General features: G+C 38.2%; 22 protein-coding genes, 1 tRNA gene and 1 pseudogene. 14 read left to right on the forward strand and 10 right to left on the reverse strand.

The features are described from left to right. Positions 1 to 13: 13 nt before the first annotated feature. On the forward strand, positions 14 to 1378 hold the full coding sequence (gene rlmD / locus FFM51_RS03695; protein ID WP_137597287.1) for a 23S rRNA (uracil(1939)-C(5))-methyltransferase RlmD: 1365 nt from the start codon (positions 14 to 16) through the stop codon (positions 1376 to 1378). Between the two features lie 270 nt (positions 1379 to 1648). Then, positions 1649 to 2359 carry a glycosyltransferase family 2 protein gene (locus FFM51_RS03700; protein ID WP_137597288.1) on the forward strand — a complete coding sequence of 237 codons (711 nt, stop codon included), beginning with the start codon at positions 1649 to 1651 and terminating at the stop codon, positions 2357 to 2359. Between the two features lie 118 nt (positions 2360 to 2477). Here the strand turns inward: FFM51_RS03700 and FFM51_RS03705 are convergent. Next, positions 2478 to 3205: pseudogene (locus tag FFM51_RS03705) on the reverse strand (DUF554 domain-containing protein). A gap of 126 nt (positions 3206 to 3331) precedes the next feature. On the opposite strand from FFM51_RS03705, the gene FFM51_RS03710 reads away from it, so the two are divergent. The 5 genes from FFM51_RS03710 to FFM51_RS03730 all read left to right on the forward strand — a co-directional run bounded on the left by FFM51_RS03710 (position 3332) and on the right by FFM51_RS03730 (position 8620). Then, positions 3332 to 4219: a LysR family transcriptional regulator gene (locus tag FFM51_RS03710; RefSeq protein ID WP_137597289.1), complete on the forward strand. Its 888-nt coding sequence runs from the start codon at positions 3332 to 3334 to the stop codon at positions 4217 to 4219. Between the two features lie 288 nt (positions 4220 to 4507). After that, positions 4508 to 5983, forward strand: a complete 1476-nt coding sequence (locus tag FFM51_RS03715) for a UbiD family decarboxylase (protein ID WP_137597290.1) — start codon at positions 4508 to 4510, stop codon at positions 5981 to 5983. Positions 5984 to 6008: 25 nt separating this feature from the next. Continuing rightward, complete coding sequence (locus FFM51_RS03720; RefSeq protein WP_137597291.1) at positions 6009 to 6605, forward strand: UbiX family flavin prenyltransferase; 597 nt, start codon at positions 6009 to 6011, stop codon at positions 6603 to 6605. Then, positions 6577 to 7011, forward strand: a complete 435-nt coding sequence (lpdD, locus tag FFM51_RS03725) for a prenylated flavin chaperone LpdD (RefSeq protein ID WP_137597292.1) — start codon at positions 6577 to 6579, stop codon at positions 7009 to 7011. The genes FFM51_RS03720 and lpdD overlap by 29 nt, the downstream gene beginning before the upstream one ends. Before the next feature lie 100 nt (positions 7012 to 7111). Further along, on the forward strand, positions 7112 to 8620 hold the full coding sequence (locus tag FFM51_RS03730; protein WP_137597293.1) for a glutamate--cysteine ligase: 1509 nt from the start codon (positions 7112 to 7114) through the stop codon (positions 8618 to 8620). A gap of 86 nt (positions 8621 to 8706) precedes the next feature. Here the strand turns inward: FFM51_RS03730 and FFM51_RS03735 are convergent, their stop codons facing one another. The 3 genes from FFM51_RS03735 to gntK all read right to left on the reverse strand — a co-directional run bounded on the left by FFM51_RS03735 (position 8707) and on the right by gntK (position 12538). Next, the gene (locus tag FFM51_RS03735) at positions 8707 to 9276 is read right to left on the reverse strand and encodes an LOG family protein (RefSeq protein ID WP_137597294.1); all 570 of its coding nucleotides are present in this window, start codon (positions 9274 to 9276) and stop codon (positions 8707 to 8709) included. A gap of 129 nt (positions 9277 to 9405) precedes the next feature. Beyond that, positions 9406 to 10761 (reverse strand): gluconate:H+ symporter, encoded by a 1356-nt coding sequence (locus tag FFM51_RS03740; protein ID WP_137597295.1) that lies wholly within the window; start codon positions 10759 to 10761, stop codon positions 9406 to 9408. Between the two features lie 238 nt (positions 10762 to 10999). Next, positions 11000 to 12538: a gluconokinase gene (gene gntK / locus FFM51_RS03745; RefSeq protein WP_137597296.1), complete on the reverse strand. Its 1539-nt coding sequence runs from the start codon at positions 12536 to 12538 to the stop codon at positions 11000 to 11002. 259 nt (positions 12539 to 12797) lie between these two features. Between gntK and FFM51_RS03750 the strand changes: the two genes are divergently transcribed. Both FFM51_RS03750 and FFM51_RS03755 read left to right on the forward strand, forming a co-directional pair. After that, positions 12798 to 13634: a MurR/RpiR family transcriptional regulator gene (locus tag FFM51_RS03750; protein WP_137597297.1), complete on the forward strand. Its 837-nt coding sequence runs from the start codon at positions 12798 to 12800 to the stop codon at positions 13632 to 13634. 494 nt (positions 13635 to 14128) lie between these two features. Further along, on the forward strand, positions 14129 to 14905 hold the full coding sequence (locus FFM51_RS03755) for a GH25 family lysozyme (RefSeq protein ID WP_137597298.1): 777 nt from the start codon (positions 14129 to 14131) through the stop codon (positions 14903 to 14905). 66 nt (positions 14906 to 14971) lie between these two features. On the opposite strand, the gene FFM51_RS03760 is transcribed toward FFM51_RS03755, so the two are convergent. Continuing rightward, entirely contained in the window at positions 14972 to 15337 is a 366-nt protein-coding gene (locus FFM51_RS03760; RefSeq protein WP_137597299.1) for a DUF4828 domain-containing protein, read from the reverse strand. Between the two features lie 159 nt (positions 15338 to 15496). On the opposite strand from FFM51_RS03760, the gene FFM51_RS03765 reads away from it, so the two are divergent. The 3 genes from FFM51_RS03765 (at position 15497) to FFM51_RS03775 (ending at position 17996) form a co-directional block, all read left to right on the forward strand. Then, positions 15497 to 16498 carry a Gfo/Idh/MocA family protein gene (locus FFM51_RS03765; RefSeq protein ID WP_137597300.1) on the forward strand — a complete coding sequence of 334 codons (1002 nt, stop codon included), beginning with the start codon at positions 15497 to 15499 and terminating at the stop codon, positions 16496 to 16498. 13 nt (positions 16499 to 16511) lie between these two features. Then, positions 16512 to 17846, forward strand: coding sequence for a DEAD/DEAH box helicase (locus FFM51_RS03770; RefSeq protein ID WP_137597301.1), 1335 nt, complete (start codon positions 16512 to 16514; stop codon positions 17844 to 17846). Between the two features lie 77 nt (positions 17847 to 17923). Further along, positions 17924 to 17996: transfer RNA gene (locus FFM51_RS03775), tRNA-Arg, on the forward strand. Positions 17997 to 18169: 173 nt separating this feature from the next. Here FFM51_RS03775 and FFM51_RS03780 read toward each other — a convergent pair. Both FFM51_RS03780 and FFM51_RS03785 read right to left on the reverse strand, forming a co-directional pair. After that, positions 18170 to 18550 carry a DUF805 domain-containing protein gene (locus tag FFM51_RS03780; RefSeq protein ID WP_137597302.1) on the reverse strand — a complete coding sequence of 127 codons (381 nt, stop codon included), beginning with the start codon at positions 18548 to 18550 and terminating at the stop codon, positions 18170 to 18172. Positions 18551 to 18709: 159 nt separating this feature from the next. Then, on the reverse strand, positions 18710 to 19090 hold the full coding sequence (locus FFM51_RS03785; protein WP_137597303.1) for a helix-turn-helix domain-containing protein: 381 nt from the start codon (positions 19088 to 19090) through the stop codon (positions 18710 to 18712). Between the two features lie 227 nt (positions 19091 to 19317). On the opposite strand from FFM51_RS03785, the gene wecB reads away from it, so the two are divergent. Next, a complete protein-coding gene (wecB, locus tag FFM51_RS03790; protein ID WP_137597304.1) occupies positions 19318 to 20454 on the forward strand; it encodes a non-hydrolyzing UDP-N-acetylglucosamine 2-epimerase in 1137 nt (378 codons plus the stop codon). A gap of 37 nt (positions 20455 to 20491) precedes the next feature. On the opposite strand, the gene FFM51_RS03795 is transcribed toward wecB, so the two are convergent. The 3 genes from FFM51_RS03795 to FFM51_RS03805 form a co-directional block, all read right to left on the reverse strand. After that, positions 20492 to 20899, reverse strand: coding sequence for a GtrA family protein (locus FFM51_RS03795; protein ID WP_137597305.1), 408 nt, complete (start codon positions 20897 to 20899; stop codon positions 20492 to 20494). A 78-nt stretch (positions 20900 to 20977) separates the two neighbouring features. Beyond that, positions 20978 to 21433 carry a flavodoxin gene (locus FFM51_RS03800; protein WP_137597338.1) on the reverse strand — a complete coding sequence of 152 codons (456 nt, stop codon included), beginning with the start codon at positions 21431 to 21433 and terminating at the stop codon, positions 20978 to 20980. A gap of 119 nt (positions 21434 to 21552) precedes the next feature. Further along, positions 21553 to 22005, reverse strand: a complete 453-nt coding sequence (locus FFM51_RS03805) for a hypothetical protein (protein WP_137597306.1) — start codon at positions 22003 to 22005, stop codon at positions 21553 to 21555. Positions 22006 to 22288: 283 nt separating this feature from the next. Between FFM51_RS03805 and map the strand changes: the two genes are divergently transcribed. Continuing rightward, a complete protein-coding gene (gene map, locus FFM51_RS03810; protein WP_137597307.1) occupies positions 22289 to 23074 on the forward strand; it encodes a type I methionyl aminopeptidase in 786 nt (261 codons plus the stop codon). Positions 23075 to 23142 lie beyond the last annotated feature (68 nt).

Below are 23142 nucleotides of genomic sequence, written 5' to 3' on the forward strand. Positions count from 1 at the left end.
AAGGAGAAAAAAATTGAAACTTAATACACCGGTACACAAAAATGAAACATTAGATGGCACGGTTATGGATTTAACCTATCAAGGGATGGGTGTGGTTAAGGTTGATAACTTTCCAATCTTTATTCCCAATGCTTTACCTAGCGAAGAAATCACCTATGGGGTTACTAAAGTAAGCAAAAACTATGCATTTGGTCGGGTTGTTGATTGGAAAAAGAAGAGTGCTGATCGGGTTGAGGTGAAAAATAAACAATATACTCAAACTGGTATTGCACCCTTACAACATTTAGCTTATCCAGCACAATTGAAATTTAAACAGCAACAAATTGCTGAGCTGTTGCAAAAATCACATTTGGATATTGAAGTTTTACCTACTCTGGGGATGGACAATCCATCTCAATATCGTAATAAAGCACAAGTTCCGGTTAGAATGGTACGTGGTCAGCTACAGACTGGGTTTTACAAACGGGGTAGCCATGAATTAGTACCCATTGAAGATTTTTATATTCAAGATCCTAAAATTGATGCTGCAATCATTGTTGTTCGGGACCTATTACGAAAATTTCATATTGAACCATATGATGAACAAACGAATAAAGGAGTCATCAAGACAGTTATGGTTCGCCGAGGTTTTTATAGTCATGAAATGATGGTTGTATTGGTAACGAAGACCAAAAAACTACCCATGGTCCAAGAATTAATGGATGGTATTACAACACAATTACCAGAAGTTAAAAGTATTGTACAAAATGTTAATTCAGCCAAAACTAATGTTTTATTGGGTGAAAAGAACTTCACTATTTTTGGTAAACCAACGATTGATGATCAATTGATGGGCATTAATTTTACAATTTCGCCAAACTCATTTTATCAAGTGAACCCACAACAAACGGAGAAATTATATCAACGAGCAATTGAGCAAGCTGAATTAACTGGTACTGAAACTGTTATTGATGCGTATTGTGGAATTGGCACAATTTCATTGGCTGTTGCACAGCATGCGGCTGAAGTCTACGGGGTTGAAATTGTCGAAGACGCCGTTCAAGATGCTAAACATAATGCTAAACGTAATAAGATTAACAATGCTCATTTTGTGGTCGGCAAAGCCGAAGATCAAATGGCAAAATGGCAAGAAGATGGAATGAAACCAGATGTGATTATGGTCGATCCACCACGAAAGGGTCTAGCTCCTGAGTTAATCGAAGCTGCTACTAAGATGGAACCAAAAAAGGTAGTTTATGTCAGTTGTAATCCAGCTACTTTGGTTCGTGACATTCAACTGTTTGCTACACAAGGTTATACAGTTAAGCAGCCAATTCAACCAGTTGACCAGTTTCCACAGACTACACATATCGAGAGTATTACAGTTTTAAGCCGTTAAATCTTAATTTAATTACTATATTAAACATATGCAAAAGCACCTAATTCAATGAATTAGGTGCTTTTTTTTCAATAAAAAAGTTCGACATATTGTAAATCTAAATAAGTGATTGTTGTTATTACTTATTTTGAATTTCTACTTGGGTAGAAATTCAAAAGATTTGTGAAGAATATAAAAATGATGAGTGATGGAATATTATTTTTATCGAAAGCTATTTATTTGACCAAATCAAAATTCCGTTCATAATAATGACAAAATGGAGGTCTGAATATGAAATTAAGTGTGGTTGTACCGACTTATAATTTGGGCACATACGTAAAGGCATTATTACAGGATTTGGAAGCCCAAACAGCTATATTTGAATTATGGTTAATTGATGATGGGTCGACCGACAATACTTTTAAGCAGTTAGAAGAATTTGTTCAGGGTCATTCAGAATTTCATGTGGTTCAATTACCTCATCGAGGTGTTTCTGTAGCACGAAATTATGGTCTTTTACACTCTACTGGTGATGCAATTACTTTCATTGATGGTGACGACATGATAGCTGATAAATTTGTTGAAACAATGGTTGATGGTTTACAACGCGGCGCGGTAATGGCGGCAGTCGGATATGAATGGTACCGGAGACCTAGAACACAGTCCAATGAATTTATTGAAGTTGATCAACAAACAATGTTTGATCAAGTTTCTCAACACGGCAGTGAAATTGGCGGTTATGTGTGGAATAAGGCTTTTAATCGGCAGGAAATAATTAATGCGGATTTAAAATTTGATGAATCACTACATTTGGCAGAAGATTACCTTTTTACAGCGTCATTTGTGGCGCACACACCTGGAAAATACGTATATTTGCCCCGTGTTTTATATACAAAACGTAATCGTCCTGATAGTACCATCCATATGGCCACATCGCGAGATCGGTTGGAGGAAGATGGTGTATTCGAACAGATTAGAGCAATGGAAAAGATGATCAAATAATATTCAATCGATATTTAGAGAATAAAATTAGGCGGCGCAAAAATGTATTTTTTACGCAGCCTAATTTTATATTCATTGAGAATTATTGCTAAATCGTTGGAAAAAGAATTTTGTTTTTTTAAAGTATCGGTAAGATAACAGTAATCCACAACCAAGAAATAGGCATGACAATGATCATGGTTGGAATCATATCAGCAGTTGGAAACATTTTTAGTTGAACCATTCTAAAACCAGTTGCTAACATTAAAACACCACCAGCAGCTTTGAAATCAAAGATCATGGCTGCGGTAGTAAGCGGATAAATTAGGTGAGCTGCAAAGAATAGAATAATAAAAATGATAAACTGTGGAATTGCGATTAACGATACAACGTAACCTAAGTTAGCAGCAAAAATAGCAGCGGTGAAAAAATCAAGAATTGATTTAGAAATCAAAATAGTGGCATCTCCGTTCATTCCTTCTGTCAGGGCACCATAGATCCCGGTTCCACTAGCACAAAATAACACAATAACGGTAACTAACGTTGCGTCGAATGTTTTTTTTGATCGATTCCGGTGGGTGAAGAGATAAATCTTGAAATTAATTTTTGCATTTGGTTCGCTCCACGGTTGATCCAATCACCAAGATGAATCATTAATCCAAAACCAGTACCAATGATGATAGAAAAGATAACTGCTGCCATGTTTTTCATTGGGACAATAGCGTAGAACCCCATTGTCATCGAACAAATCCCAAATGGCATATTTAGTCCATCTTTTAGACCGGTAGACATTCTTTTACCACCAAGTGCACCAAAAATTCCACCTAATAAAACTGATAAAGCATTAATTGTGATACCGACTGGTATGAAAAGGTTTCCTAAGTTTTACGATTATTGCTAACCAACCTAGTAGTCTACAGATTAATAATTGTGAGAACAATTCAACTTTTGTGCTAAAATATTCCAAATAGGAATAAGTAGATAGGAGTCAACATGGATACTCGAAAATTAGCAACATTTGCTGACTTGGCACAAACTAAAAATTATAGTAAGACTGCAGAACGAATCTTTGCCACCCAGGCAACAGTGTCGAAACATATCCTAGCCTTAGAAAAGGAATGGAATGTGGAACTTTTTTCGCGTGCTCATCGCACAGTGACTTTAACACCGGCCGGAAGAGCAATTCTACCAGATGTATTGGCATTATTACAAACGGAGCAAAAATTGAACCAAACGATTCACGAGCAAAGTTCCAATGAAACTAAAACATTGGTAATTAAGGGTATTCCATCAATTTCGCAATATCAGGCTTTCAATGTAATTACCGAATTTGCACGGCAATATCCGGATATCAATCTCAAATTTAGTGAAGCGGAGACTGAGATATTGCTAGATACGCTAGATGATGATAATGCTGATATTGTGTTTACACGGCTTTTTGGTGAGGCTCAATCGCGCTATGAGTTGTTAGCTAATGAGCGCGACTACTTTGTTGCACTAATGCCGAAAACAAACCCGTTGGCAAATAAGCAGACGTTAACTGCAAAAATGTTAAAAAACGAATCGTTTTTATTGCTAGATGCATCGACGAATCTGTTTGAACCAATTGTTACATTATTAAAGCATGATGGAATTGATCCTCACATTACCTATGAGGGACGAAGGATCGACTTGATTTTGGAAATGTTGAATCGAGGTATGGGAGTTTCAATCATGATGAACAAGTCATTTGATTTAACAGATTACAAAAATGTAGTGGCCATTCCAATTGAGCCCAAAAAGTACAGTCAGTTAGCTTTTTTACGACGCCATGGGAAGCATTCGGCAAGTAGTGATTTGTTCTGGAAGTTTGCACAGACACACGCACAAAAACTGGAATAACTGAGCTATTCCATAATGGAATAATTGTAGTGGCAACTTGAATTGTTAGCCTGATTAAATTGAATTACAATGACTTTGTAAGTTAATGAACGGTGTTAGTTTGGTTGGATAAGGGATGACGTTAATTGGCTGGAATAACACTTGGTATTTTGAAACGTGCTAATTCAGCCAGGCGTTTAGAGCTAAGCTAATTAAGCATCATTCGCTGAAATCATGCGAATAATGCTTAATCAACTTAGATTACAACACCTAACCGGCTGAATTAGCACTCTATAATAGGAGGCTAACGTGACAGAACAACCATATGATTTAAGAAAGGTTCTTGCAGAAATTAAGGACGATCCTACTCAGTATCACGAAACAAATCAGGAAATAGATCCTAATGCTGACCTAGCTGGTGTTTATCGCTATATTGGTGCTGGTGGAACAGTTAAACGTCCTACTACTGAAGGACCAACGATGATGTTCAATAATGTCAAGGGATTTCCGGGTAGTCGGGTGTTAATCGGTTTACAAGCATCTCGTAAGCGAGTTGGAAAAATCCTGCACCACGATTATCAAACTCTAGGACAAATGCTGAATGAAGCTGTATCAAATCCAGTTAAACCAGTTGAAGTTAAAAAAGAAGATGCGCCGGCACAAGAGGTTGTTCATCTAGCTTCTGATTCAGACTTTGATATTCGTAAGTTACTAGCCGCTCCTACTAATACACCTGATGATGCTGGTCCATACATTACCATGGGTGTTGTTTACGGTCACAGTATTGATGGTGAGCAAAGTGATGTTACGATTCACCGGATGGTATTAGAGGACAAAGACACAATTGGTATGTACATCATGCCTGGTGGTCGTCATATTGGTGCATTCTTAAAGGATTATGAGGAACAAAATAAACCAATGCCGATCACAATTAATATTGGGTTGGACCCAGCAATTACCATTGGCGCAACCTTTGAGCCACCGACGACTCCACTTGGCTATAATGAATTACAGGTGGCCGGTGCCTTGAGAAATGAACCAGTGCAAGTGGTTCCGGGAGTAGCAGTGGATGCATTAGGGATTGCTCGCTCAGAATGGATCATCGAAGCTGAAATTTTGCCAAATAAAAAAATGCAAGAAGATATTAATACTAATACCGGCTACGCTATGCCAGAATTTCCTGGATATAACGGAACTGCTAATCCAGCTGTTAATGTGGTTAAGATTAAAGCTGTCACTCATCGTAAGGATAACCCAATTGTGCAAACGACGATCGGACCATCAGAAGAACATGTTTCAATGGCCGGAATTCCTACCGAAGCTTCAATTTTGAGCCTGGTTGATCGTGCGATTCCAGGAAAAGTGTTGAATGTTTACAATGCTCCTGCTGGCGGTGGTAAACTAATGACAATTATGCAAATCCATAAGGATAATGAGGCGGATGAAGGAATTCAACGTCAAGCAGCACTACTAGCATTTTCTGCATTTAAAGAGTTAAAGACCGTTATTTTGGTTGATGAAGATGTGGATATCTTTGATTGGAATGATGTGATGTGGACTATTAATACTCGTTTCCAAGCAGACAGAGATATTATGGTCTTGGAGGGAATGCGTAATCACCCACTTGATCCTTCGGAATTGCCAGAATATGATCCTGCTAGAATTCGAGTTCGGGGGATGAGTTCTAAACTTGTTCTTGATGGCACGGTACCTTATGATATGCGTGATAAATTTAAACGCGCAGCATTTAAAGAAATTCCAGATTGGAAAAAATATCTAGATTAATTAGTTTGAGGGGAGGCGGCAGCATATGAAAAAAATTGTAGTTGGGATCACAGGTGCCAGTGGGACTATTTATGGGATTAGATTATTAGAGGCCCTACGAACCACACCAGATGTTGAAACTCATCTGGTAATGAGTCGGTGGGCTAAAGAAAATCTAGCTGTTGAAGATACTGGTTATACAGAATCTCAAGTAAAGGCACTGGCTGGTTATGTTTATCCTGAACAAAATTTGGGCGCTACAATTGCTAGCGGTAGCTTCATTCACGACGGAATGGTTATTATTCCAGCCAGCATGAAGACCGTAGCATCGATTGCCACCGGATTGAGTGAAAATTTAATTGCCCGAGCAGCTGATGTGACCTTAAAAGAGCAACGTCAATTGATTGTTGTGCCGCGCGAATCTCCTTTTAACCAAATTCATTTGGAAAACATGCTTAAGCTTTCGAAGATGGGTGTGGGTGTTATTCCACCAATCCCAGCGTTTTACAATAATCCTAAAACTGTGAATGATATTGTTAATCACACCGTGATGAAAATTTTGGATCATTTAAAAATTGAAAATACGGTTAGTTCACGATGGGAGGGGTTAGCCAATGCCCGCAAAGATGCCAAACAAAAATAACCACGAACCGACTACTTTTAAAACGCATGTAACTAAGAGTGGATACACTATGACAGCTATTTTGGAGCGGCAAAGCCAAGATGTACTAATTCAATTGATTGGTGGCGATGTTCCACATTTTGGAGTTGTAATGTCAATTGATAACACAGGTCATGCTGAAACAACAGCATTGCCTAGTCGCCCGGGCCATGTTCATCAGGAGAAAATTCTGATTGAGCAAGTCGCCTATGCCATTAAACCAGTGTTGCAAAACAATGCGATTATTGTTTCGGGGATGCATGTGAATGATATTTCCTCCGAACAAATGCATGCTGCACTGCCGATGGCACTAGAACTTGGACAACAACTAGCTAATTGGTTGAAGGAACACCCTGCTGATCAGCCACACATAATTTTCGCAAAGTAGTAAAAAATTCAATAAAAGTTAAAAACACCTAATCTAGTTAGATTAGGTGTTTTTAGCGCAAAATTCGCTATAATAGTGGTCAATTACATGAGGTGATGACATGCCCAATAAATTAAGAGAAACACTTGCTCAAGCGAAGATTGCGCCTAAATTATTTACCGGTTTGTTCGGAGTTGAGGTTGAAGAACATCGAATTACAACTGACGGACGATTAAGTCGATATCCATATCCTAGCAAATATGCTTCTAGAAAGACCCATCCATATCTCCAATCTGATTTTACAGATAGTATGTTGGAGCTAGTAACTGAGCCGACCAAGGGTGGCTTGCAAGCAATTAAAAATCTAAAAATATTGCAGCAAATTAGTCAAGAACATTTAAATAAGGATGAACGAATTTGGCCGTTTAGTATGCCGCCCAAATTGGTGGATGATGATTTAGAATTTGCGCACAATAATTTTAGTCGTGATTGGTTTCAAACATATCGAGATTATTTAGAACGTAAATATGGAATTGAACACGAGATTATTTGCGGTACCCACATCAACTATAGTCTGAACGAAGATTTAGTTTATTCGCTCTACCATGAATTTCATTTTAACGAGAAGTATCCGACATTTGCAGCATTTAGAAACGCTACTTACTTTAAACTAGCACAGAGTTTTGCTCTGTATCGCTGGTTTTTCACATACTTGTTTGGCGCCTCACCGTTATCAGAGAATCACTATCGTAAGTTACCAGAAGATTTGAAGCTGCCAGTCAGGAGCCTCAGGAGTAGTAGCTTAGGATATAGTAATACTAATAAAGAAGCTATCAGCTATGATTCGTTAACAGCGCAAGTTGAACAGATGGAAAATTATGTTAATGATGGAACATTTTACTCCATTCATGAGTTTTATGGGCCTGTGCGATTGAAAGGTCGTTCTGATGATCTACGTAAAATGTTGGATGATGGCGTCGATTATCTGGAGTTTCGGGCTTTTGATTTAGATCCGTTATCCCGGGCAGGGGTAAGTGATGATACACTTGATTTGTTAGAGCTATTTTTAGTCTATAGTCTTGTCACTGACCTACCCAGTGATTTACCAAAACGACTAGCTGAGTCATTAAAGCTAAATGAAGAGGTAGCGCTAGAAAATCCAAATGAACAGCCAGACTGGTTGCAGACTAGGGCAACTGAATTAATTAACAATCTACATTTGTTTGCTGAACAATTTAGGGCACCAGAAAAATATTTACGAACTTTGGCAATTGCTGAGAAACGAGTGGCCAACGTTAAACTTACAATTGGTGCCCAATTAGCGTCACGAGTTGAAGACAATAGCTTAGTTACCTATGGACTTAAAATTGCTAATGATCGTTATGCATCGTTTTTGAACGCCTCACAGCCGTTGGTAGCGATTGCTAATGATTATTCAAGATCAGCACAACAATTAATCAAAGCAGCAATCATTATGGGAATTCGCGTCCAATTGCACCATGGATTCAAATTAACTATGGGCAACCATCATGAACTATTTGAAGCTCAGATGAATATTGAGTTTCCAAATGGTCCAGAAGAATATTTAAGATCTATTTTTGCAGAACTAAGTAATCCAAACGAAAAGTAAAAGACCGTTACTTTAATGAATTTCAAGGTTAAACTTCATTAAGTGACAGTCTTTTTATTTTGTCTGACCAATTTAAAAGTTATTTTTTACTTGTGATAGGTCCGGATTTTTGGTGGTTCATAATTTTCCATAAAATGCTTAATTTCAGTTAATGAGTCAGAAAAAAGGAGCTTATCGCGACTTTCCTGTGCTAAAAAGGCACGATTTGCCATTTCGTCAAACATATCCCGTAATGGATCGTAATAATGATCAACGTTGTAGAAAACACAAGGGTTGTGGTTATCACCAATCACGGCCCATGAAAATGCTTCAGCGATTTCTTCCAATGTTCCGGGACCACCAGGTAAGGCGATGCAACCGTCGGCCATCTCAAGCATGGTTCGTTTTCGGATGGACATATTGGCCACTACTTTTAGATGGGTAACTTCATTGAAGGCAGCCTCACGATTTCGTAATTCTTCGGGAATAACCCCCCAAACAGTACCACCATGTTCCATTACCGATTCTGCTATAACGCCCATTAAACCAAATTTACCGCCACCGTAAACAAGTTCATATTGATTATCGACCAACCAATAGCCTAAGTCAGCCGTGATATTCTCAAAGATACGATCATTTCCAGTGGAGGCGCCACAATAAACTGCAATTCTCTTCATTATAATCAACTTCCTTAAATGATTTAACTTGATTTTACCGTATTTTATTAGTGAAGGGGGAAATTAATTGAGCTTACAAAAAAAGGAATCGTGTTAAATTAACACTGATTCCAGTAGTAGAAAGCTATACTAGTTGAAAATTAAGTTTAGCAGCAAGACCATGAGTAAACCAACAATTGAAATGATGGTCTCTAACACGGTCCAGATAGCTAATGTCTGCTTAACTGTTAAATCAAAATACTCACGGAACATCCAAAAACCAGCATCGTTGACGTGTGAAGCAGCTAGTGAACCGGCTCCAATCGAGAGAACCATTAGTGCTGGATCGACACCGGCTTGAGTCATTAATGGCATAACTAAACCTGCAGCAGTCAATGCGGCTACTGTTGCAGAACCGAGGGCAACACGTAAAACAACTGCAATTAGCCAACCAAGAATTAATGGTGAAATGTCAGAATGAATGAATAGCTTAGCAACCTCATTTCCAACGCCACCGTCAATTAATACTTGTTTGAAGGCTGCACCACCACCAATTACCAATAAAAGCATGGCAATTGACTTGATGGCTTCTTCAAGTGACTGCATAATTTCACTCACATGACGTTTCTGGGCTACACCCATTGACCACATCGCAAAGACTAATGAAATTAACATTGCAATACTTGGTGATCCAATAAATGCAATGGCTTTATCAATGTTATTAGGATCCTTTGGATAAGAACCGTTACTAAATGCCAATTGATAAATTGTTGTGATGGCCATTAAAATAACAGGAAATAGTGAAGTTAAGACGGCCATTTTGAAACTAGGAGAATCTTCATCTGAAAATTCTTTAATTTCTCCAAACGAGGATAAGTTACCTTTCTTTTCAAATGCACTAGGGGCAAAACGACGAGCCAACTTAGTGAATAAAGGGCCGGCGACAATGGCTGATGGCAAGGCTACCATGATTCCATATACTAAAACTTTTCCAGTGTTGGCATGTAAAGCCGCTGAAATAGCAACTGGTGCAGGGTGTGGTGGTAAGAAACCGTGAGTCACTGAGAGAGCAGCAGCCATTGAAATACCAAGGTATAAAATTGGCACACCAGCTTCAATAGCAATGGCAGCGACGATTGGAATTAGTAACACCATTCCTACTTCGAAGAAGAGGGCAATTCCGATGATAAAGCTAGCAATCATAACTGCAGCTTGGAGCCACTTGCGGCCAAATTTATTGATTAACGTGGTAGCAATTTTATATGCACCACCAGCATCAGCCACTAAGCGACCAAGCATTGCACCGAACCCAAATACCAGTGATAATTCACCCAATGAACTACCAATTCCGTCTTGAATACTTTCAGCAATCTTAGCAGGATCCATACCCAACCCAAGAGCGACAACAACTGATGTAATGATTAAGGAAACGAATGTATTGAGTTTGAATTTAATAATTAGAAATAATAGTAACGCAATTCCAAATAGTAAGACTAATAGCTCCATAGTGAAACCCCTTTCAAGTGGTAGAAATAAAAAAGTGAGGCAAAAGATTGGATTAAAATCCATTCCTTGGCAGTCTTACAGGTTCGAAAACCGGATCTATAAATGATTGTCAAAACTTTTGTCTCACTTAAGTTTAGTAAACTTGTTTTTTTTGTAATTTGTTGCTGTTAATTGCGTGCGTCGAGGTGAATGTCTAAGGATGCACCGATTACGACATCTTGACGCCTTGTTTCACACTCTATTTATTTCCGTGCTTTCTTTGGAATGCCGCAATGTTTGCGTATTCTGTTTGTAGTTGACGGCTTAAACGAATGTAGATTGGAACTAATTCGCGATAAACTTCGTAATTTTTTGGATTTGGTTGATAAGTGTTCGTTTCACCAATGAATCCTTTAATTGCGGATAGATCATCGACTGCACCCAAACTCTTCATTCCCATTACTACAGCGGCTAAAGCACCGCTCTCAAATGATTTTGGAATCGTAACTGGGCTTTCAAAAATATCGGCCAACATTTGACGCCACAATTCAGAGCGGGCAAAGCCACCAGTGGCCATAATTTCTTTTGGCTTACCAACGACTTCTTCCAGAGCCAGCATCACGGTGTATAGGTTATATACAATCCCCTCTAGTGCAGCACGAACCATATGAGCACGTGTGTGATTACGAGTTAATCCGAAAAACGAACCACGGGCATTAGCATCCCAAATTGGTGCTCGTTCACCACCAAGGAATGGGTGGAATAAAAGACCATCTGAACCAGCAGGAACTTCCTTAGCAATTTGAGTTAACAAATCGTATGAATCCATGTTCATCATGTCAGCGGTGATTTTTTCTGGTGCAAATAGTTGATCACGAACCCAGCGAAAGACAATACCACCGTTGTTGACAGGACCACCGACGACCCATTTATCCTTAGTAAGAGCGTAACAAAAGACACGTCCCTTAGGATCAATTGTTGGTTTGTCAGTAACAACTCGAACGGCACCGGATGTTCCGATGGTAACTGCAACAACGCCTGGTTCAATTGCATTAACACCAAGGTTCGAAAGGGTTCCATCAGAAGCACCCATGATAAATGGTGTGTCAGCAGGAATCCCGATTACCTTAGCATATTCATCACGCATACCAGTAACTTGTTCCAGTGGATCAACTAATTCTGGTAGTTGTTCACGACGAACACCGGTGACTTCTAGTGCTTGCTCATCCCAATCGAGATTAAAGATGTTAAACAGGCCAGTTGCTGAAGCTATTGAGTATTCTTCCTTTAATACACCGAAAAGGCGCCAGAAAATATATTCTTTGATACCAACCCAGTATGCAGTGTTATCATAAATATCTTTGTGTTCAGTTTTGAGCCATAATAATTTATATAATGGCGACATTGGGTGAGTTGGTGTTCCAGTTTTTTTGTATAACTCGAAACCAACACCGCTTTTTTTGTATTCATCAGCGTATTTAGCAGCTCGGTTATCGGCCCAAGTGATGACACGTGTGATTGGCTTGTGGTCTGCATCCAAACCAATCAAACTGTGCATAGCGGCTGAAAACGAAACCCCACATAACTTGCCAGTGGTTAAATCAGCCTTACGTAAAACCTCAGTGAGGGCATCAACTACAGCATCAAAAATTTCATCAGGATCTTCTTCAGCCATGTCAGGTTGATCTTGGTAAAGTGGATATAGCTTATTAGCATAGCCCAGTACGTTGCATTTATCATCGTACAAAACGGCTTTGGTACTAGTAGTACCTAAATCCACACCGATCATATAATCCATTAAATAAACCTTCCTTTCAGATTTAGAGTGCAAATTTGACCTGGCAAAGTCCGTAGCATAATTTCAGTTAACTTTGAACATAGATTTGGTGCTCGAAGTTAACTGATTATAGCTCCAGGAATTTGGGCAAATTTGCACGTTTCAAATTGCGTTAAAAATCAAGAACGAACTCCATTATATGAAAAACGCTTTCACAATTCAAGTGATTTGTTGTAAAATATTTACAAAGAGACAAAATGACATATTTGGGGTGGCCGCGATGGTAGAAGACAGTATAGTAAGTATTAAAGCTTACTACAATGGATTTAGTGGTAACGAGAAAAGAATTGCAGAATATGTGATCAAACATGCAGCAACGGTTCAAGAGCTTACAATTAGCGATTTAGCAAAAAAATGTAATACTTCTACAGCATCAATTTCACGATTTGTTAAGCATATTGGTTATTTAAACTATCGTGAGTTTTTAATGGAAATGCCTAAAAATACGTATGGGGATATTTTTAGTGAAATTGAAGAAAGTGATTCTGATTTACAAATTACTGAAAAAACATTTAATGGTGCAATTAATGCACTAAAAGCGACAAAAAAAATGATTGATAAAAGTAAAATAAAACAAGCGTCAGAGTTGTTACGCCGGACAAAAAGACTTGGCTTTTTCGGATTGGGTGGTTCGTCCATTGTAGCCTTAGATGGGTTTCATAAATTTTTACGAACAAGTTTAGATTGTGAATATCATCCGGATTTTGATATTCAACTAATGCAAGCTGTGAAATTGACTGATGAAGACTGTGCCATAGTAGTTTCACATTCAGGAAGAAATAAACAAACGTTGTTGGCAGTTCAACAGTTACAGCAGCGCCATGTACCGATCATCGCCATTACTAGTTTTCCAACAAGTGAATTAGCACAAAACGCTGATGTGGCACTAATTTCAGTAGCAGAGGAAGTAAATTTCAGGTCAGAAAGCATGTCGTCACTAATGGCACAACTGACAATTATGGACAGTTTATTTATGATGACAGCGATCCATCACACCGAGCAAACAGAGTGCATTATAAGTGATGTAAGAGCCGTAATGAACAAAACAAGAGCGTGAGTACCCACGTAAGGAAACGTAGTATAACGAGGAAAGCCCAATTGATTAATTCGAACTATGAATTGATTAATTGGGCTTTCCTTGTTATACCTAGTTTTCTGTGGGTACGAACGCGTTTACACTATAAAAAAAGAAGGTGATCAGTAAAAATTAATTCGATCTGTGAATTGATTAATTGGATTTTCTCTGTTATACCTAGTTTTCTGTGAGTACGAACGCATTTCTGCTATAAAAATAGGAAGTGAGCAATAAGAATTGATTAACTGACAATTTCTTATATATCTAGTTTCGTGGGTATGAACAAGTTTCCGCTATAAAAATAAATAATAAATATTTAGCACAAAGCAAGAATAAAAAGAAAAACTATTCAGTTTTATAAGTAAAAAAATTCAAAAAGTTAACAAATTACAAATAAATAGCACCAGCACGTGCCTGCCCTATCATCAAACACACAATTCTGGTAAAATATAAGACATTACCAAGGGGGACGGTCAATGGCTAAGCGTAAAATTGAACCAATTTATGACGATACGTTTCGGCGCAGTGATCGACACCATTCAAGAAAATATCGTTGGTTGGGTGTTTTGGCTGGGATTATAGTTGTCTGTATTATAGGTGGACTCATCTGGCATAATCACCATCAATCTGCATTGAATGCCTATGCAGTCCGTGGTGTTAGTGTCTCTCAAGATGATGGGTACATTGATTTTCATCAGCTACAAAATGATAAGATTAAATTTGCGTATTTAAAATCAACCTCTGGGGCCAGTTATATGGATGATAGTTTTATTGATAATTATCAACGAATTTCTGGTAGTAATTTGCAGGTTGGAATTTACCAGCAGTTTAGTTTTTCTTCTAGTGCAAAAAGTCAGTTTCATTATTTTGTCAGTCAGGTAAAACAGCAGTCTGGTAATTTACCAATTGCAATTCAGGTTTCGTATTATGGTAAGTATGCGAATAATCCACCAGATGCCAGAAAACAGGGAAAAAAATTGGCTCTCTTAGCAGAATTATTATCTGAACATTATGGGCAGGGATGCATTATTTGGGCAACACCGACGGTTCAAAAAGAATTGGTTGATCCTAATTTACCGCAAGCCAAAAAATGGATGGTTTTGCCAAAACTGAAACGCCAAGGAAAGAGCGTCTTTTTCATGCAGTATACTGGCCATCAAAAACTAGAAATTGATGGTGTTAAAACAGATGTGACGCAATCCGTCTTTAATGGAAGTTTGAAGGAATGGAACGAACGATTTGGCACGGAATAGTAATGAAATGTTTAAAATAAAAAACAAGCCCAGATGTTACTTTGGCTTGTTTTGATTGAAACATAATTAGTCTGGTTGCGGTACGGTAATGGTGTAAGTCTGATCGTCAGCGTCATCAATTAATTTGACTGGACGCTGTTCATTTGCTTGAATCGTAATGTGGTAGCCAAACTTGTCAATATAAATTAGTTGTTGACTATCAATCAATTCTACAGTTGTAGGAATATCGTGATTATCAATTGATAATTTTAATTCAGGTGTAATTTCCAATTTGTGAATACGGTCACGTTCGGGATCATAATACTCCCAAGTTCCAGCATAAAAAATGGGTAGCGAGGTAGGATGGGTGGTTTTTGAACGGCCAAATCCTAATGTACTAGTTAATCCAGCAACTAATCCTGCACCGAATAATAAAATGTTATGTCGTTTCATTTTGCTCGTTCCTTCCCCCTGAAAATAAAATCAATTGACCCCATCATCAATTCCGTTTCTTTCATTATACAATACAATTAACAAATATTCTTTTACATTTATGTAAAATACATTGATAAACTGATAAAATGTAATTATAAGTCAAGTAGGAGGTCAAACATGCTTAAACTGGGGATTATCGGCACTAATTGGATCACGGATCAATTTTTAGAAGCCGCAAATATTACAAAACAGTGGCAATTGACAACAATTTATTCCCGAACTAAACAACGAGCTCAGGAATATAGTGAAAAGTTTCACGCTCAAGAATTTTTTACTGATATTGATGAATTTTTCAACAGTGGAGTGTTTGATGTTGTTTATATTGCTTCACCAAACAGTTTACACTATCAATATGCACGGCAGGCAATCGAAAACGATAAACACGTTATCGTTGAGAAGCCGGCATTTACTAACCCAGATGAATTTGCCCAAATAGAAGCATTATTGCAGGCTCATCCACAAGTTCGGCTAGTTGAAGCAGCGCGGCATATTCATACGCCGATGTTTGCTGCTGTAAAAAAACAAGTAGCATCCATGAATCAAATTCAAGGAGCTACATTGACGTATATGAAGTACTCCTCACGATATGACCAAGTGTTGGCCGGAAAAACACCCAATGTTTTTTCATTAGAATTTGCTGGTGGTGCATTGCAGGACTTAGGTGTATACCCTGTTTATACTGCGGTGGCTTTGTTCGGTGAACCCAACAGTGTTGTATACTTTCCAACTATGATTGCTACTAAAGCTGATGGTAAGGGAGTTGCTATTTTGCGTTATGACGATTTTGAAGTTACGTTGAATTTTGGCAAAACATCCAATTCACACCTTGAGTCTGAAGTCTACGGACTTAAGGATACACTAGTAATGGACAACCCAGCAGAGCTTACTAAGGCAGTTTATTATGACGAGCGGCAACAAAAACATCATTTAGAAGCTCCAGTAGCAGATAATTCAATGGTGGGAGAACTACAAGATTTTGCATCATTATTGGCTAATCCAGATGATGAAGAGCAGTTAAATAAATACCAAGCATGGTTTAAGTTGAGCCGACAAGTAAATTCATTATTGTATACGTTGCGTCAATCAGCAGGAATAGAATTTCCGGCAGATAATCGATAGGGTGGGGTAGTTAATGATTGATATTTTTAAGCAACATTTTAAGGAACGTGGTTTTAAGGAACCGACAGCAATCCAAACTGCAGTTCATGAAGCAATGGCCAATGATAAGTCTGTTCTGGGAATCGCACCAACGGGGTCAGGTAAGACGATCGCATTCACATTACCAATTCTACCTAAAGTGATGGCAAAACAAGGAATTCAAGTTTTAGTGTTATCACCATCACAAGAATTGGCAGTTCAAACCACCAAAGTAATGCGTGAATGGGCGCAACTATTGAATTTAAAGGTTATGTCACTAACTGGTGGAGCAAATATGCGACGCCAAATTGACAAGCTTAAAAGCCACCCGGAAATCCTGGTGGGCACACCTGGACGAGTACTTCATTTATTGGAAACTAAGCACTTAAAGCTGAGTAATTTACAAACAATGATTATTGACGAAGCCGATGATATGCTGCAAGACAGTACTTTAGCGGTAATTGAAGACATTGAGCGTGCTACGCCGATTACCACACAGTTAGGCTTTTTTTCAGCAACTAAAACACCAGTACTAGATGGATTAAATTATATGTTTGGCCGAGACATTATTGAATACGATGTACGAGATGAAGACCATTCACAGGGACTGGTTCGTCATGGACAAATGCAAATTGGTAGTCATCAGCGTGGTGAAATGCTACGTCGCTTTAGTCACATTAAGGACTTTCGGGCACTAGTATTTTTTAATCAAACCAAAACAATGATGCATGTTGCTAGTCAATTGAAACACGATCATGTCGCTGCAGCAGTGCTTGGTGGACAACAACGGCAAACTGAACGAGAAAAAGCATTACGAATGTTTCGCAATCGGCAGTTAAAGTTTCTTTTAACAACAGATGTGGCGGCACGAGGGTTAGATATCGTCAAACTGCCAGCTGTAATTAACTTTGAATTACCGACAGAGGCAGTTACGTACGTTCATCGTGTTGGTCGAACTGGGCGTCAAGGAGAGCCAGGATTAGTAGTTAATTTTGGTAATGATCATGACTTACGTGATCTGAAAAAACTACTTGCGGATCAAAAATATGAATTGAAGCCAATCTACTTTGCGCATAATCAATTGGTTGATGAACGACCAAAACAAGGTGAACAACAAGAACGAGTTGAAAATGTTCAAGAAAAGGTTCATCGCGTAGTTCGTAAAGAACAATTGAGTGATGAACATGTAAATATTGGAAAGAGTGTCAGTAAAACGATTGATGTTGCAAAAGATCAACCAACCAAGGCTAAGCGTCACAAAAAGAACAGACACAACAAGAATAAAGGAATTCGATTGAAGCATCGCCACCAGACTGAAGAAAAAAAGTAGTCGATGTAATCTAAAAAATGCCACTCATACTTTTACTTTACAGGGATTTGAATTAATGAGAAAATAATTCTTGTTTTGTTCCTATAGCATAATTGGATAGTGCGTCCGCCTCCTAAGCGGTTGATTTCGGTTCAAATCCGAATGGGAACATAGTGAATCAAATTTAATAGATTGTAAAAGAACACCACTTATTTACTGATTAAATAAGTGGTGTTCTTGTTTTGTATGAGAGTGCTATTAATTATATATTTTGAGTATATTGTTACTTACAACTATCGTATTAAAAAATATTTGTTGTATACAATTGACTCTAATTACAGCATTTAGTAATTATCTTGATTTTTCCAGCGATTATTTTTGGAAGGCAATAACATTAAGATAAAGAACCAAATACCACCGATCAGTGGAATGATTTGAATGAAAATCCACCAGCCGGAACGGTCAGTATCGTGCAGACGGCGAATGGAAACTGAAAGTGTTGCAATCCAAACAATAATCGCGACAATGTTTCTGACTGAGGCAACACCTAAGTCGTGCCAAGTGTATATTTCAGAAATCGGGTGGCCCAGACTTCCCTGAATAATAGCAACGATGATAACACCTAAAACCCAGTTGATGATTGCAGGCCACCAATAATCTGGTCGATTAGCTGTACCAGAAAAATTAAAAATATTATTCCAAAACTTTTTATATGAGTTCATCAATGTACTTCACTCCTAGCCTAATTTTGATTGTGGATAGTTACTTTTAATAACTTCCATATTTTAATTCTACCATTAATATTTAACGAATCGTAATGATTAGCTTTATCTAGAATCATAATTTGAGCAATAAAAAAGGATCATTAAATGATCCGAGTGATGCTAGTTGTTATTATGTGCAAATTGATCCATAAACTTAGTGATTTTGGTCAATTCTTCGGTTGTGATTTGGGAATTAAGATGGGTGGCTAACACCCGTGCTGTACGTTCCACGTTTGTGATATCTAGACGTTCATCTAATAGTTCACTTAGAGTTACATCAAAGTACTCTGCAATTTTACTTAATGCAGCAATTCGCGGGGTTTTTAAGCCAGTTTCCCAGTTACTGATTTCTTGTTTTGAAAAATCAAGTGCTTCAGCCAAAGCTTTTTGTGTCAAATTACGGTTATTACGAAGTTCTGCAATCTTTAGAGCTAATGCAGGTTTATTTTCTCTTGCCAGTGTCCTTACCTCTTTCTTAATTGTACATTTACTATTAATCATCCATGCTTGCGATAAAAAATGCAAGGCGATTAACAAATACTCATAGACTTCTAATTGATGGCGTTATCAATCTAATGGTTTACCAATCTTTTGAGCGTTAATTGAACAGTTTTACTGTTTTAGTCAGATTTATTGTAGATTAGCGATGGTGAATTAAGTGCTAATTTAAATGCAAAGTAGTAAAATAATATTAAGAAAATATTAAGAAATCAAGAGAGGTGAATTGAATGGCAGTACCGCACAAAATTATGATGATTTTTGGCACGCGTCCTGGGGCAATTAAAATGGCGCCAATTATTACTGAGATGCGCAGTCTGCCAGATCAATTTGACCCAATAGTTGTGGTTACGGCCCAGCACAGACGGCTGTTAGATCAGGTTTTGAATTTTTTTGCGATTGAACCGGACTTTGACCTTAATACAATGCAACCACGTGAAAGCTTAAGTGAACGGACTAGTAAAATGCTCCACCATTTGGACAACGTTATTAATGCGGCCCAACCTGATATGATTTTGGTGGTAGGGGATGCCTCGACGACTCTAGCTGCTGGTTTAGCTGGCTTTTATCATAAAATTCCAATTGGTCATGTCGAAGCTGGGTTACGGACGTATGATAAGTACGCTCCGTTCCCAGAAGAGGCTAATCGGCAGCTTACTGATGTGTTGAGTGACCTGTATTTTGCTCCCACGACCCTGAGTCGGGATAATTTATTGGCCGAACGGCATTCAGCTAGCAATATCTTTGTTACTGGTAATACGTCTATTGATGCGCTTAAATATACGGTCAGGTCAGACTATCATCATCCAACCCTAGATAAAATTCCTGCCAATCATCGAATTTTATTACTAACCATGCAACGGCGCGAAAACTTGGGGACACCAATGCGACGAGTTTTTCACGCTGTCAGAGATATTGTTGAAACTAATTCAGATGTTGATTTAATTTATCCGGTTCATCCTAATCCAGATGTAGTTGCGATGGCGAACGATTTATTGGGAGACCGTGACCGAATTCACTTGGTTGATCCGTTAGATGTGCTAGATTTTCATAATTTTGCAGCGCGTAGTACGCTAATTTTAACAGACTCAGGTGGTGTGCAAGAAGAAGCACCAGCACTAGATAAGCCCGTGCTAGTACTGAGAAATAAAACAGAACGCCCTGAAGGAGTGACAGCTGGAACTGTGCGGTTAGTTGGTACCTTTCCAGAAGAAATTCAGCGAGCTGCGTTCGAATTGCTAAACGACAATCGCGAGTATAAAAAAATGGCACATGCACCAAATCCGTTTGGGGATGGCAATGCGGCCAAGAGAATATTACAAGTTATTCAGGATTACTTTGATAATAAAGAAAAACAGACAGAATAAAAATAACAATGCTCTTACCAAATTGGTAAGTCCATTGTTATTTTTTTACCGTTTTGAAAATATACCACTTAGAAAAGATATAATTAACTACAATTACAATAACGTTATCAATCACTTTGACTAAAATAGCATTCCAGTTGAGTAGTGAAATACCGATGTACATGATGACTACATCAATAATGAGAGTTAGCGCACGGAAAAAATAAAATTCAAAGAATTCAATAATAAATGCCTTTATAGTGGTGTAGTGTGAGGAAAACACCCACACTTTATTGGTTAGATAGGCAACGAGTACCGATAAAAACCAGGCAATTACGTTGGCTAATTGATAGTTCCAGTGAATGGCATCAAGGCCAGCAAATACGCCAATGTTAACCAATGTGGTAACACCACCAAAAAAAATGTAGGCAATCACCGATTGATATTTTTTAAAAAGAGCAAGCATATGGACCTCCAAAATAGAGTGCGAACCAGGACGGTTAGATATTGTCTTATCCCTAAGCGTCTGCCATGGTGAGCAAGATTAATCAACAGTACCAGCCTTAGCCACTAAGTTACCAACAAATTTAGTCAGTGTCTTAATATCGTCAGTATCTGGTTCTAAGTCAATTTTTACCGGATCAGCCCCACGTGTAGCGCCGGTTTTATCAAAAGCAGCCGCAAATTTATCAACGGCCACGTTGTAGTCATCTAAATAAAATGTGTCACCAGAACCGGCAACACCATATATCTTGCCGTCGAGATCCATTTCTTGTAGGTCTTCATAAAAATCTAAGCCTTCTTCAGGCAAAGCACCCTCATCGTACGTATAAGGGCAGACAACACAGATATCAACACCTTCAAAATCACTTGGATCTGCTTGCGTAATTTCAACTTCTTCAACATCTACGTTGAGGTCTTCAAAGGCTTCGGTAACGATGTCTGCCACGTCTTCGTTATTTCCAGTGATGGTCGCAAAAACTACTAGTGCGCTGGCCATAATAATTCCTTCTTTCGTTTCAAATTCAACCATCACAGTATACCAGATAAACACAAAAAAATAATTCTTAACTTAAAGATAGTTAAGAATTATTTGGAAATCAATGTGATAGTTGATAATTAATTGATCATGTTTCCTGCATTTGGATCATTATTAACTTTATTGTTGTAACTATCGCTAGGATCGTTTTGCATCATATTCTTTGCTTCCTCATACGCAGAACTAGATGAACTTGCTGAATCGCCAGCATGAGGATCATTGTTAACTTTATTATTGTAACTGTCATTTGGGTCATTTTGCATCATATTTTTAGATGATTCATAAGTGGCAGAACTACTTTGACTATATGTTTTCGCATCAGTAGCTTTAACGGGAGATGGTACCACGGAAGTACTTGATGGTACGACACTATTACTTTGGTTTGTATTTGAAGTAGAATTTGTTTTAGCGATTTGCGAACTAGAAACTTGTGAAGCTGAATAATTGTCAGAAGATTTAGTATTAACACTGGCGCAAGCCGCCAGAGATAATACAAGAACAAGCAAGGTACTGAGTCTTAAGATACGTTTCATGATAAGCACCCCTTTCATCCAAAAATGTAACATTTCTGTAACATTTTCTTCACCTTTATTATAATTCATTAGCAATAAAAAAACACAAATTTTGTACGGAAATTAGTTATATTTTGGTAAAGAAATCATCGAGGTTTGCATGGTCACAAAAGCTCGGCTTTTATCGCAGATTGAAGACTTTATGCGTGACTGTTTACACTTTGAGTTCTAAATAATGAACAAAATCAATTCTAGTAGTATAATAGTCGAGTACAGAAATTCAGTCGAAGGAGTTCCATATTAAATGATTAGTTTAAAGTCACCACGAGAAATTGAAGCAATGAAAAAGTCTGGTGCGATTATTGCGGGAATGCACATTGGCTTGCGTGACATTATTAAGCCAGGTATTTCCAGCTGGGAAATCGAAGAATTTGGTCGTCATTACATTGAGAGTCATGGGGGGATTGCTGAGCAGATTGGCTTTGAGGGTTATAAGTATGCTACTTGTGTCAGCATTAATGATGAAATCTGTCATGGCTTTCCACGTAAAGGCCTAATTCTAAAAAATGGTGACTTGGTTAAAGTTGATACTGTAGTCAGCCTAGATGGGGCTTTCAGTGATTCTTGCTGGAGTTACGTTGTTGGTGAAGCCAGTCCCGAAGTTAAGAAGTTAATGGCAGTAACTCATAAGGCTTTATATTTAGGGATTGACCAATGCGTGATTGGCAACCGAATTGGTGATATTGGCGCTGTTATTCAAGATTATGTTGAAGACCAAATGGGTTATGGTGATGTTCGTGAGTTTGTGGGGCATGGAATTGGACCTACGATGCATGAAGATCCTAATGTGCCACATTATGGCGAAGCTGGTCACGGGGTACGACTACGTGAAGGGATGACAATCACAGTTGAACCAATGGTGAATGTTGGTACATGGAAAGCTGATACTAGTGATCCAGACGGCTGGCTAGCAAAAACGGCCGATGGTAGTTTGAGCTGCCAATATGAACATACACTTGCAATTACAAAAAATGGTCCTCAGATTTTAACATCTCAAGATCCAGAATTTGATGCTAAGTATCTATTCTAAGTTGTGAATAAAGGCGTTAAAAAAAGGGAATTCATCTTAAAAATACCACGCACATGGGTAAATTTTAT

The organism is Paucilactobacillus kaifaensis (assembly GCF_005405145.1).
Taxonomy (GTDB): domain Bacteria; phylum Bacillota; class Bacilli; order Lactobacillales; family Lactobacillaceae; genus Paucilactobacillus; species Paucilactobacillus kaifaensis.